Raw genomic sequence first — 13,471 nt, forward strand, 5'->3', positions numbered from 1 at the left:
TAGCAAATCGCGGAAATCACAAATCCAGAATATCAAGCGGAGCACTCACGAAAGTGGTTGCTCCGTTTGCTTTCAGAAACTCTCTATCACGGAATCCCCATAACACACTGATGCAAGGGAGTCCAGAATTACGGGCTGTGGCAATATCAACATCACTATCACCAACATAAACGGCATTCTCCTTTCCAACATTCAGATGTCGCAGGGCCTCTATCACAGTATCGGGTGCTGGCTTCTTGCGTATTCCCTCAGCCTCGTGCTCCCCTATCGCTACCTCAATGGTGTCAGCAAAGAAATGAGCACACAGTTCCTTTGTTGCAAGATGGAACTTATTGCTTACTACTGCCAGACGACATCCTCGTGACTTCAGTTCAGAAAGCAATTGGGGAATGCCATCATAAGGACGTGTTTTGTCAAGCGAGTGTAAAAGATAATACTCTTGGAATGAACTGAAGGCTGCATCAAATAGTGGATTACTTTCACCCTCTGGGACAGCACGAATCATCAGTTTGCGAATGCCGTTGCCAACAAATTGCCTAACCTCATCAGTTGTCCTTTCAGGCATATTATTAGTACGCAAGGCATAGTTTACAGCTGAAGCCAAATCATCGATGGTATTGAGAAGTGTACCATCGAGATCAAAGATATATGTGGAATAACCAACTTTCATAATAATCAATAGAACATCAAAGCAGGAGGCTGTAATATCAGATAATGTCAAGCAGAGAACTGTAATATCAGGAGAATCGTTTGCTCCTTTCAACCATAGTTCTGATTTTACTATTGAAGCGGTCTGATATTAGCAGATCCTCTATCTTTATGTGCATACGCCACTGCCAATGATTGTATGGATCACTTGGAATATTGATACGCTCTTCACGAGGATTCTTGTTCCACAGCTCACTATCCATTGCAAGCCAGTCCTGAAGACTGAGTATGCAAAGCATAGAAGGCGAATAGAGATGACGGGCAATAATCTCTTCTGCCAGATGGGCTGGCAGATGTTCTGGAGCTCGACCCTGTTTCTGTAACATAGTGGTATAGAAACGCTGAGTACGTTCAGGACATTCCTCCCACCACAGACGAAGTGGTGACATGTCGTGGGTTGATATAGTAGCAACACTACGCACAGGGTTGCCATCGAGATGGCTAAACTCCACACCTGTCTGCTTCGGCATCTGCTGAATCTCGAGAGTAAGAATCCTAAGACTGTCAAGAACGGACTCAACACAATCAGGAAGCATACCCAGGTCTTCAGCACAGATTAGCATAGGCGAATCGCCAAAAATCTCTATCAGACGGTCATAGCCATTCTTTCCCCAGAACATTGAGTGACGCTGATAGAAGAAATTGTTGTAAAGGCGCATGTAAGAATCGCGTTCCTCCATGCTAAGTGCCTCAAACACAGGCTCTTGGTATGCAAGAATTCGTGGGTGATACATGTCTGGCTGACGCGGATCTTCCAAGAACAGAACATTTGCTACAAGACGATAGAGACCGTCGCGAATCCACATACTATTCTCATCGCCCTTGCCATCGAAATAGGTCCGTATTTTCCTCTGAGTGTCAACATCGGAATTAAGCCCATAGAGTCCATAAGCTTTCTTCACAAGGAAAGTGTCTCGCACATACTGGGCATGTATTCCAAACAGGCGGTCAATAATCTTGTCGTTGATAAATGGCTTGGTAAGGAAATCCTTCCTGAACGACAAGCCATAATACTCTATCTCACCTGGCGTTATGGGCAAAGCTGGAGAGAAATGTCCAAGAGTACCAAACAGCTGATTTTCAGGTATCTCCCATATACGGAAGAAGCCAAGCACATGGTCTATTCTCAAAGCATCGAAGTACTGAGCCTGATGCTTCAACCGTTTGTGGAACCACTCTGTTATGGTTTCTTTCTGCGTTTGGGCTAAATACTCCGAGTGTTCTTCCCAATTATATGTAGGGAAGCCCCAATTCTGTCCTTGCATAGTGAAGGCATCAGGGGGCGCACCAGTAAGCATGTCCATATTGAAGAACTCTGGATGCTCAAGCGTCTCAGCACTATTACGACTCACTCCAATTGGCAAGTCACCTTTCAGGAAAATGCCTTTCGAACGTGCATAGTCTGCAGCATCCTTTAGCTGAAGGTGCAGATGATACTGAATGAAATGGGAAAGCTGGCTGTCGTAATCAGGTCGCTCATGAAAGTTGTCAAGTGCTGTTAACCACGAGATATTCTCCTCTTCCCATTGTTTGAATTCCTTTGAACAAAGTGTCTGGGAGCCACGCTCATCAAACAGTTCCTTAACATACCCCATCTTCACTCTGTCAACAGCGACATAGTCACTATAAGAAAGTGCGTTGAGTTCGCGCTGTTTACGACGGAAGGCCGTCATTTGCTTCTTGTCTTTTAGCTCACCCAATTGCTCCAAGTCAATATAATGTGGATGGAGGGCAAAAGCAGAAACAATATTATAAGGATAGCTGTCACCCCACGACCCGTTTGTCGAAGTGTCATTGACAGGAAGGAGCTGAATGACTTTCAGTCCTGTTATTGAAGCCCAGTCAATGAATCGTTTCAGGTCGCCAAAGTCACCAACACCACAAGAGTGTTCACTTCTTAGCGAGAACACGGGTATTGAGACGCCTGCCACACGCCAGTTTCTTTCAGCAATGCGAAGTGGCTCACCATATGTCACATAAACCTCGCCATCATCAAGCTCTTCAGAAACACAACGATTATCACCTTCTTCCCAAGCAGTAAGCTCGTGCTTCTCATCGTCAATGACTACATATTTGTATTCCATTGGAAGTCCCATCCAGTCCACATTCAGAGTAAGCATCCAGTCACAATGGCCAGCATACTGCATGAGCTGATAACGTGTAGGATTCCATGAGCCGAGAGCTGGGTGACTGCCAATAACTGCCAAATGCTTACCCTTGGTCAGTTGGGGAGCCGACACACGGAACATAACAGTCTTTCTGAAAAGGGGCAGACGAAGAACATCACTATCTAAAGAAGAAATGTCTTTATCGTTAGTATGGAAATCTTCGTGGTTCTCTTCTTTAATATAATTATGTGATGCCACATTATAGGCAGCAGTATAAAGATGACTGGGCAGAGGAGAATCGCGCCATCTGTCAGCAAAGATATAAGTCCTCGAAGAATCAAAGGCATAGTTTCGTGCTACAAGATTCCATTCACGACGCTCTACTTTTTCATTTCCATCCTCTACAGTATATAAATAAGAGAAAGAGGTTACGGCATTCCTTCTGCTTTCTAATACTGACGTTTCTGCAAACCAATGCTCGCCATCTTCTGTCTGCATGGGCAGACGTACAGAACGTACTGAGCCGTCATTATGGTGATATGAAATGACTATCACAACAGTTTGTCCCCAAACGGTGCAATAGTTTATGGTGAATTTCAGTTTCATAGTTGATAGGTTATAAGGAGTCAGGTTATAAGGTGTAAACAGATAAACAAGTCATGAATATGAGATTATCCACAACACTAATACAGGAAACCAAGAAGCCAAAGAGGAATCTGATTATCCTTACCTATCTCAGTATTATAACGCGCATAGATAGTGTCAGGAGTATATCTCATCTTTGTATGAGCTGTTGCATCACAGATACGGAACTTTTGTTTTCCATCAACAATATAGAACTGGTCACGTCCTGACTGGTTGACAGTATGGTCTTTCCATAGCGTATTTACGAAGAAAGTCTCCATAGCAGCCTGTTTCTCCACATGTATGGGATAAATGGCATACAAAAGATTGCTGTTGTGAAGCATCACCTTTGATGGCTTTTTGGGGAACTCCTCTCCAACAGGATAAATCATATTCAACAGACGAGCATCAGCCAGATACTTGATGTAGTTCATCACTGTTGCGCGACTGGTTTCTATGTCCTGTGCCAACTTTGAGACATTGGGTGCCTTAGGTCCGCCCTCAGCAAGCTGATAGAACAGCTTTTTAATCTTTGTCAGATATTTCAGCTCTATCTGCTTGATAAGCAATATATCAACCTCAGTCATCATATTCATGGTCTTCAGCAGGTTCTCGGAATAGTTACGGTCTTCCTGGAAGAAAGGATAGAATCCATGATGAATGTAGTCTTGGAAATATCTGCGTGGTGAAACCTTGGGCAATATTTGCTTAACTATGCGCTCATGGTCGGAAAGTATTTCTTCAAGAGTATAGGAGCGGAAATTGTTTCCTGTCATGAGATTCAGAAACTCGCGGAACGAGAATCCACGAAGGTTATACGACTTCACGATGCCATTCAGTTCAGGGTTCTCATCTTTCAGTCGCATGACACTTGATCCAGTAAACACAATCTTCAATCCAGGATAGAGATCATAGCATTTACGAAGCTCCTTTGACCAGTTGTCCTGTTTGAACACCTGGTCTATAAGCAACACTCTTCCACCATGATAGTAGAATTCGCCTGCGAAATCAGCTATTCCTCGACCTTGAAAATAGAAATTGTTCATGTTAATGTAGAGACATTGTTTGTCATCTACACTAAAATTATCTTTGGCATACTGCAACAAGAATGTGGTCTTCCCTACTCCACGTGTTCCCTTAATACCGATAAGTCTCTGACTCCAGTCTATTTCATCCATGAGCGAGCGTCTCACGGGAGCTTTTACATGTTCAACCAAGTAACGATGAGTTCTAAAGAAAGCTTCCATTCTGTTGTTTTAGTATATGCAATTCTTAATGATACTGCAAAGATACAAAACTTATATCTAAAAACCAAGCGTTTTTATAAGAAATATGCTTTATTTGCAATAACGAGTTTGCAAAATGTATATTGAAACGCCTATTGTGAACACTTCAAGGAACAATATAAACAGGAAAGCATTGGAAAATCCCATTTGCGATTCAAGTAGTCCTGAGAGTGCGCAACCAATCATCATTGAAGCAGCCATTATCGATTTTGACACATCATTTTTCTTTAGCCGTTTAATGTATAATGATATTCCAAAACCATATGCCGTCTGTTCCAAAAACACACAAAGGCATACTATCATCAGGCTGTCTGGCAGGAAACTGCTCAATAAAGAATAGACGAAAGCAGGCAAAACCATTAATATTGCCAAAGGCTTAAGCAGTCGCTCTGTGCCATAATGCTCGAAAAGCTTCATTCCACGAGTTATGCCTATGGTCACACCAAGGACACCTATCGTTCCCATGACAAAGCCAAACTCCTGTGGCGATAGTCCAATGCCTCCAGCGCTCTGATTCTCAACAAGAAACAGCACCGACAGCTTACTCACCATTGTTGGAACAAGTATATATCCAACAAGGAACACCGCATCAGAAACACTTATGGCACCGTTCTCTTCAACTTCATCATTATTTCTGTGCTGAGGAAGGTTCAGAAGATGCCAGAAGAATAGCAAGAGGAGCAGCGTTGATACGATATAAGCCATCACACGCCAAGAGTATAGCTGAGCAAAACGATATATGACCTGCAGGTTGCCAACAAACATTACCAACAGTCCAATACCAAACACATCTGCCGTCTTGCGTGCCAGTTCCCTTACTGTGAACAGTCCGTGGGCTTCGTCTTCTGTGTGTGTCTGTCTGAAGAACTCGTCTGCCGACACATTGTGTATAGCTGTGAAACATGCAATAACGAACAATAAAGCCAATGTCTGCGCTGTCTCAGTTATGACGAAGGTGAGTACCCAAAAAGCAGGTACGAGCAACAACTCCATGAGCAGTATCCAATGGCGACAGTTCAGCACGTCCAGTACACGTGGTTTCCATAGCCATTTTGTTACCCAGGGCAAATAAAGAAGTGATATGCTTAATGTTGTTTCTGCAACACTCATGCCCGTCTGGCGCAGCATTATCAGCATAACGACAAACAGCAATACATGAAGAAGCCCCTTCACAAAAAAAAGCGAAGGAAGCCACTTCAGAACTTGCCATTTTCGTACTTCTTGCATTAAAATATTAAGTTATTGTTTTTTACCAAACGATGGGTCAACCTTAATAAGTGTTGTTACGGCAAATGTTACTGAGCATAGGAACATAACCATAACGAAGAAAGACTGATAGCCCATTGCATCTTTCAGATAGCCAGACACTATTCCTGGCAACATTAATCCTATGTAGGATATTGCAGTACAGAAAGCATAGTGCGATGTCTGATAATTGCCTTTGCTGAAATAAAGCATATATAGCGTCAGAGCTGTAAAGCCAAGTCCATAGCCGAACTGTTCAACAAACAGGCAGGAGCTGATAACATACAGATTGTGTGGCATCGCATAGCTCATATACACATAAACGATGTCTGGAAGAGTTATGGAAAACACCATTGGCCACAACCATTTCTTAAATCCATCACGTCCTGCAAGGATACCACCTACTATGCCTCCAAGCGTAAGACCTATAACTCCAACAGTGCCACTCGCAATACCAAATTCCTCCATAGACAATCCCAATCCACCTTCTTCGTTAGAACGCATAAGGAATGTTACGCTCATCTTAAGCATCAAAGCCTCAGGAAAACGGTAGAACAGAAGGAATAGCATTGGTGCTATCATCTCACGTGGAGGCAGTTTCTTGAAGAATGTTCCAAAGGCCTTTACTATACCCTTCCACACTTCTTTTGCACTTGTTCCCTGACGCGGCTTGTCTGCATCGGCTTTTGGCATTGCAAAAGTATGGTAAAGCCATATACCAATGAACAATCCTGCTAAGGCAAAGAAAACGAGACTCCACGAATAAGCAATTCTATTATTCAACAGTTTCTGCAATATACCTGCCAAAGGTATAAGTGCTCCATTGCCAAAAATAACTGCTAAACGATAGAACGTATTACGTATGCCAACAAACCACACCTGATCATGGTCAGAAAGCTCCAGCATATAGTAACCATCAGCAGCAATATCATGAGTTGCACTGGCAAAAGCCATTAGGAAAAAGAATGCCATTGTACCCTGAAACCAGAACGGGGCATTCATCGTAAACGCTACACCTGCCAATGACGAGCCCAACAGCATCTGCATCGCAAGTACCCACCATCTTTTTGTTGCATAAAGGTCAACAAACGGACTCCATAATGGCTTGATCATCCAAGGTAGTCCAAGTAGTCCTGTATAGACAGCTATCTCTGTGTCACTCATGCCCATCTGCATATACATAACGACAGCAACTGTCATCACCACAACATTGGGCAGGCCTTCAGATATATATAAGGTGGGAATCCACCACCATGGATTATGTTTACTCTTCATTTATTTATTAGAGAATAATTGTGTCATTGAATTATGCTTGGCAAACCAAAACTATTTATACAGGCGCTTAATTTCTGCACCACGATAGTAGTAAAGGAGTATCTCGTCGTAGCTGTAGCCCAGTTCGCCCATAACAGCAGCACCTATCTGGCATAGTCCGACGCCGTGTCCCCACCCTTTACCATGTAATATGAAGCGATCGCCTTGTTTCTCCACGTCAAAGGCAGAACTGTAGAGATGACTCTCGCTCAGTGCACGACGTATCTCAAGTTCCTTACCTATGGTGAAGCTACGCTCTGAGCCTACTATCTGAAGTTTCCAGATACGTCCGCTCTTTCCTCGCTCTAATGGCACAAGGTCGGTTATCTCGCCAAGATCCATCTTCAGCTTATTCTTAATGAGCTCAGTAAGTTCCTTGCTTGTATATTCCACTGTCCAACGATAGAAATCTGGTGTTTCCTGATCATAGTCATTGAGAACCTCGCGCAAGACCTTAGCGTCATTAGTGTTGCAGAACGGGTCGTTAACTGACAAGAGATAAGGCTTCGGAGTATCCTCCCAACAATACTGGAACTCTTCTGTCTTTCCTCCGCAGCATTTTGAAAAACGAGCGTCGCATAGCTCTTCGCCATACATCAGCACTTGTCCTCTTGTTGCCTTTATTGCCTCAGCAACAGATGAGTTCGTTGCGCGAGTTATGCCTTGATAACGCTGACAATGGTCATCAGCGCAAACGTCGAAGAGTGTGTGGTCTTCGCGATCATACCATCTTATAAACTCATCGTCCTTGCGCACAAACGAGAAGAAGTTGTTTCCACGTTTGTCACCATCACTCTTCCTGTTCTCTTTCTGAGAGAGCAACCATGAACGCGAAATGACGGCATGAGCCTTCAGCAGCTCTGGAGATGAAGTGGCACTCATCTCACTCGATATCACACTCTCCAGATACTGTTCAACAGGCAACTCGTTTATTGCAACTATTCGGTCTGCATCAACCACAAGTCGCAATGCACCTCTGAACACCTGTGTCTCCTGTCGTTCCCAATGGAAGTTCACACCAATTGTAACGTCATAGAGTGAGAAAGAAGCAATGTTACGCTTCTGGCCATAACTACTGTTTACCTCTTTCTTATTACCAGAATCGTTAGGCTGAGGTGTGAAAAGAAGTTCGCGGTATTGCTGACCGTGCCACATTATTCCACCTTCAGACAGTTCTACAATCTGTTCGCCAACGATGACCTCGCCCTTTGCCACATACGGTGTGTTAAGTGCGAATCGTATCTTCTGTCCGCTTACTATTCCCACGGTTACCGTAGGCTCTTTCTTATCGTTAATGGTCTGACGGATGTCAAATGTGATATGCTTAACCTTTTCAGCAAGAGCCTTGAAGCCTTTGTCAGAGATGGCACACTCCCTGAGTATTCCAACAGCTGTTGAAGCATCAATGCTTTCAAAATCATTCTGACGGGGAGTAATTATCAGTCCAGCCATATCCAGTGCACCTGGACTTATGAGCATCTGACTGCTGTCTTCTTTATAGTAGCAATCAGGACGATGCTTCTCTCTTGGGAAGACTACGGATATCCAGTCCTGTCGCAGATGTGAGTCGTTCACAGCGCCTTCACTCTGTCGCCAACTGATAATATTCATCATTGGTTCAGAATCGCCGTCAACAATATACATCTGTTCATAAAGAGCAGCAAAAAGTCTCTGTGATGCATGTTCCGATCGGCTCTTTATGACAAGAGCATTACAGGGGTAGTCATCTATTGTTGCAATGATGGCATCATCACCAAGGCGCGACAGTACGGTAAGATTCCTGCTCAGTCTTTGCCATTCTTTCTGTAGTGGAAGCAAGCCTGTCTGTATTGCCTGAAGATGAGCATGATCAGGAGCCGATGCACCACATCTTGGACCATTATAGAAAATGGTCATATCAGGATAGTTGGCCAGCATCTTTATCATATCGCCATACATAGGCATTATTGCCTGAGGCTGGTGCTGCAACATCGGTATAGTGAAGTGCATGGGAAGAATGGGGAACGGATTGAGCAGTAGCTCATAACGTCCAAATATCACCTTCCTCATCTGTACTTCAGGACGTGCCTTCCTACAGAGGAAGCACTCACGTTTTGCTATCGATTCCTTTGTTATTGATGCGCCTGTAGATACTATGCGTGATGGGTTGAACTGCACCATTAACGGCATCTCGTCAACACTCAGCTCACGGGTCTTCGTTTGCGACAAATCCCTGTATCTGTTTCGTGCATCGTCCCACACTCGCAACTGTCTTGTAAAGAAGCGGCTCAGCATTCCCATTCCGTTGTGAATGTCCACTCGCTCCACATCTACATCATCATCGCTCAGTTGCGCACGTTTGGCATTCTGTCGTTGACGCGCTGTTATCTCAATCGTACGCAACTGGTCTTTATATGAGTTGTTAGCGTTTATGCGGTCTATGCTCAACGCAGCATCGCTATTACCACCCCAACGGCGACAGAGATAGAGCTCGTCATAGATGCGTCCTATGCGATATCTGCGCGAGAAATAAAGCCCCATCGCATAGTCTTCACCATACGATGTGTTTGGCAACTGCACCTGCCTTAGCAAAGGAGTATAGAATGCTCTTGGTGCTCCTAACCCATTAATCCTCAATGCGTTGTTAGGTCCATTCTCTTCAGTCCACTCTTTATGAGCAATAAGTCCTGGTGGCAGAGTGTTCAGTTCAAAGTCACACATGCGATAAGAGCCTATCACCATTGCAGCCTGCTGTTTGTAGAAAGCATCAACGATGTGCTGTAATGTCCGCTCCGATGAGTACAAGTCGTCAGAGTCAAGCTGCACAGCAAATCGTCCGCAACGACTATCATTGACTGCCATGTTCCAACAGCCGCCTATTCCCAGGTCGCTACGTGTCGGACGTAATACCACGAGATGCTCCACGCCATCAGCATTAGCTTTAGCCTGCACTTCATCAAGAAGAGCACCTGTCTTGTCTGTTGAGTGGTTGTCCACAACTATGACATTATACTTGAACTGTGTCTTCTGAGACAGAGCGCTCTCAACAGCATCACAAATGGTTTTCTCGCGATTATATACTGGTATGATGACAGAAGCCTCTACATCAAACTCCTGTTCGTCAAAATCCACATTCCTGTAAGAAGATGTGTCAACCATTGCGTTGATGGCTTTAAGATGTAACGTAGCCACATTTTCCATCTCTATCTGAACATCGCGGTTTGAGGGATTAACATAGTCAAACTGCTTCACACCACTCAGGCGTGTGTCGAGTTCCTCTTCAGTGTATAACATCTCCTTGAGATGCAGAAGTGTTCCCTCACGGCTGAGGAAAAGACGCAGGTCGTAGAGACCGGCATATTGCAATTGCAGCTCACGTGCATTTGTTGCCCACTTCTTCATTGCCGATGTCCTGATAAGCAGTAAAGAGCCGAAGTCAAAGTCATCACGAATACTACCCATCTGGTAGTCTATTGCAGGATGTTTCTCCACGACAGTCTTTCCATCAATCACCTTTTGTTCATAGTGGTCTGCATATACCATCATAGCGTGAGTATCTGAAGCTGCTCTTACCATACGCTCCAGAGCACCCTCACCCAGAACCATCTGTGTAGGCTTTGTGAGCAGTAGCACATAGTCTGACTGAGCAGCACTGGCTATATTAACCATTGTAGCACTTGACAGCAAGCGCCCGTCAACAGCCACCTTCTGCCACTTTGTCGCCACATTCTCATCGTTGGTCAACAAAAAGACGCCACGCAGCTGAGTACTTGGCAGGAATTGCTCCACAACGCTTTGCGCTACATCAATATCTTCACAAGGAATAAAAATATCTACAGTTTTTGTCATTGTTCACAATTTTTCTGCAAATTTACAAAAAATAATTTAGATACGACAAACAACATGACATTTTGTTGGCTATTTGAAAAAAAACGCTTAACTTTGCAAGCATGAACAACAATAAACGCGTACTTATGGGTTTGTCGTCAGCTGAGCTGAAAGACATAGCCAAGTCTCTTGGCATGCCAGCTTTTACTGGCGGCCAGATTGCGAAATGGCTATACGATAAGCATGTGACAAGCATTAGCGAAATGACTAATTTGTCAAAAGCCAACCAGCAAAAGCTTTCAGAGCAATTCATTGTAGGAGCAGCGCAACCCATTGATTGTCAGAAGAGTATCGACGGAACCATTAAATACCTCTTTCCTGTTGGCCAACAATCAGAATCCAACAATAAGTTTGTAGAAACCGTATTCATCCCTGATGGAGAACGTGCCACACTTTGTGTATCGAGCCAGGTGGGATGCAAGATGAACTGTCTGTTTTGTCAGACAGGCAAGCAGGGCTTTGAGGGCAACCTGTCTGTCTCCGATATATTGAATCAAATATACTCCCTTCCTGAACGCGATAGTCTTACAAACGTCGTTTTCATGGGTCAGGGAGAACCGATGGACAATCTTGACAATGTCCTTAAAGCCACCTCCATACTCACAGCCCCTGATGGCTATGCGTGGAGTCCCAAACGCATCACAGTAAGCTCTGTAGGAGTACCCAACAAGCTGCGCCGTTTCCTCGATGAAAGCCAGTGCCACATAGCAATATCCATGCACTCGCCTATTCACGAACAGCGTGCCATGCTCATGCCAGCAGAACGAGGCATGGCAATCAGTGAGGTTGTGAATCTGCTTAAGAAGTATGACTTCACCCATCAACGCCGATGCTCATTCGAGTATATCTGCTTTGCCGGTCTCAATGACACTTTGGAGCACGGACGCAAGATTGTCGAACTACTCAGCGGACTGGAATGTCGTGTAAACCTCATACGTTTCCACCAGATACCAAGCGTTGACCTTCCTGGTTCCGACGAGAAGCGCATGGAAGCACTTCGCGACTATCTCACATCCCACGGTGTGTTTACTACCATACGCGCAAGTCGCGGACAGGACATATTCGCTGCATGCGGACTGCTCTCAACAGCAAAGAAGAACGGAGCGGCGTAATCATGACAAAAGGGAAAAACATATTAGCTATATAACGAAAAACAATATTTAAAACTATGATTGAAAATAGACTGAAAGTAGCCATAACCCACGGTGACACCAACGGTGTGGGCTATGAAATGATAATCAAGGCTTTCGAAGACCCCACAATGCTTGAAATATGCACACCTATTATATATGGTTCTTCACACATTGCTGAACAGCATCTTCGCGCCATACACTCTGAAGTAAAGTTCAATGTTATCAACGATGCACGTCTGGCACGCGAAGACCGCATAAACCTTGTAGAATGCTTCAACAATGAAGAGGTAGAGGTTTCTTTCGGCACACCTACAGAGGCATCGGCAAAAGCTGCCCTGCGCTCTTTTACTCGTGCTTTCGATGACTACAAGCAGAAGCTATACGACGTATTAGTTACCTCGCCTGTAAATCGCAGCACCATAAATAGTTTTCAGGGACACTCCGACTATATCGAGCGTAGCCTCAATACCGATTCAAAGAGCATCAGCATTCTCATAAACGAGAGTCTCCGCGTAGCTCTGGTAACAAACAACCTGGCAGTAAAGGACATTTCCGAGTCAATAACCAAACAGAAGATTGTTGAGAAAGGAAAGCTCTTCTTCGAGGCTCTTCGACGTGACCTTCGCGTATCGAGCCCACGCATCGCCGTGATGTCACTCAACCCACGCTGTGGTGAAGACGGTGCCCTGGGCGATGAAGAGAAAGAGATAATCAAGCCTGCTATTGATGAACTGGTGTCAATGGGTATCAATGCTTATGGTCCCTACGCCACCGACGTATTCTTTGGACGTGGTGACTACTATCGTTTTGACGGCGTTATGGCAATGTACCACGATCAGGGCATGGCTCCATTTAAGACGCTCACCCCAGAAGACGGTGTCAGACTGACAAGCGGACTGCCCATAGTAAGAACAGCGCCAGCAGTAGGCACCCAGTTCCAGGAAGCTGGTAAGGGAATCGTATCTCCCGACTCGCTGCGCCACGCCATCTATATGGCTATCGACGTTTTCAACAATCGGGCTAATTACGACGAGCCACTTGCCAATCCGCTGCCTAAACTCTATCACGAGAAACGTGACGATAGCGAGAAAGTAAGATTCCGTTCCTCAACCAATAATCAGCAGTAGGAATCACTTTTTTACTGACATAAAAGCATATTATTCAAAAAAAATGCGTAATTTTGCCA

At 44.5% G+C, this 13,471-nt stretch carries 8 protein-coding genes; 2 read left to right on the forward strand and 6 right to left on the reverse strand.

The features are described 5' to 3' along the window. Positions 1-16 precede the first annotated feature (16 nt). The 6 genes from M1L52_RS13500 to M1L52_RS13525 form a co-directional block, all read right to left on the reverse strand. Positions 17-670 carry an HAD family hydrolase gene (locus tag M1L52_RS13500; protein WP_248615559.1) on the reverse strand — a complete coding sequence of 218 codons (654 nt, stop codon included), beginning with the start codon at positions 668-670 and terminating at the stop codon, positions 17-19. A 67-nt stretch (positions 671-737) separates the two neighbouring features. After that, a complete protein-coding gene (locus tag M1L52_RS13505; protein WP_248615560.1) occupies positions 738-3,422 on the reverse strand; it encodes a 4-alpha-glucanotransferase in 2,685 nt (894 codons plus the stop codon). A 77-nt stretch (positions 3,423-3,499) separates the two neighbouring features. Next, complete coding sequence (locus tag M1L52_RS13510) at positions 3,500-4,687, reverse strand: ATP-binding protein (RefSeq protein ID WP_248615561.1); 1,188 nt, start codon at positions 4,685-4,687, stop codon at positions 3,500-3,502. 90 nt (positions 4,688-4,777) lie between these two features. Next, the gene (locus tag M1L52_RS13515) at positions 4,778-5,953 is read right to left on the reverse strand and encodes a hypothetical protein (protein ID WP_248615562.1); all 1,176 of its coding nucleotides are present in this window, start codon (positions 5,951-5,953) and stop codon (positions 4,778-4,780) included. A 12-nt stretch (positions 5,954-5,965) separates the two neighbouring features. Next, complete coding sequence (locus M1L52_RS13520) at positions 5,966-7,246, reverse strand: MFS transporter (RefSeq protein ID WP_248615563.1); 1,281 nt, start codon at positions 7,244-7,246, stop codon at positions 5,966-5,968. A 51-nt stretch (positions 7,247-7,297) separates the two neighbouring features. Further along, positions 7,298-11,113 (reverse strand): DUF4922 domain-containing protein, encoded by a 3,816-nt coding sequence (locus tag M1L52_RS13525; RefSeq protein WP_248615564.1) that lies wholly within the window; start codon positions 11,111-11,113, stop codon positions 7,298-7,300. 101 nt (positions 11,114-11,214) lie between these two features. Between M1L52_RS13525 and rlmN the strand changes: the two genes are divergently transcribed. Next, positions 11,215-12,264: a 23S rRNA (adenine(2503)-C(2))-methyltransferase RlmN gene (rlmN, locus tag M1L52_RS13530; protein ID WP_248615565.1), complete on the forward strand. Its 1,050-nt coding sequence runs from the start codon at positions 11,215-11,217 to the stop codon at positions 12,262-12,264. 56 nt (positions 12,265-12,320) lie between these two features. Then, the gene (locus tag M1L52_RS13535) at positions 12,321-13,412 is read left to right on the forward strand and encodes a PdxA family protein (protein WP_248615566.1); all 1,092 of its coding nucleotides are present in this window, start codon (positions 12,321-12,323) and stop codon (positions 13,410-13,412) included. Positions 13,413-13,471 lie beyond the last annotated feature (59 nt).

This window comes from Prevotella sp. E13-27 (assembly GCF_023217965.1).
In the GTDB taxonomy this organism is placed as follows: Bacteria; Bacteroidota; Bacteroidia; order Bacteroidales; family Bacteroidaceae; genus Prevotella.

Bases quoted from the DNA above. Each gene is read 5' to 3' on its own strand.
- M1L52_RS13500 (WP_248615559.1), bottom strand. From the start codon at position 670: ATGAAAGTTGGTTATTCCACATATATCTTTGATCTCGATGGTACACTT.
- M1L52_RS13505 (WP_248615560.1), bottom strand. From the start codon at position 3,422: ATGAAACTGAAATTCACCATAAACTATTGCACCGTTTGGGGACAAACT.
- M1L52_RS13510 (WP_248615561.1), bottom strand. From the start codon at position 4,687: ATGGAAGCTTTCTTTAGAACTCATCGTTACTTGGTTGAACATGTAAAA.
- M1L52_RS13515 (WP_248615562.1), bottom strand. From the start codon at position 5,953: ATGCAAGAAGTACGAAAATGGCAAGTTCTGAAGTGGCTTCCTTCGCTT.
- M1L52_RS13520 (WP_248615563.1), bottom strand. From the start codon at position 7,246: ATGAAGAGTAAACATAATCCATGGTGGTGGATTCCCACCTTATATATA.
- M1L52_RS13525 (WP_248615564.1), bottom strand. From the start codon at position 11,113: ATGACAAAAACTGTAGATATTTTTATTCCTTGTGAAGATATTGATGTA.
- rlmN (WP_248615565.1), top strand. From the start codon at position 11,215: ATGAACAACAATAAACGCGTACTTATGGGTTTGTCGTCAGCTGAGCTG.
- M1L52_RS13535 (WP_248615566.1), top strand. From the start codon at position 12,321: ATGATTGAAAATAGACTGAAAGTAGCCATAACCCACGGTGACACCAAC.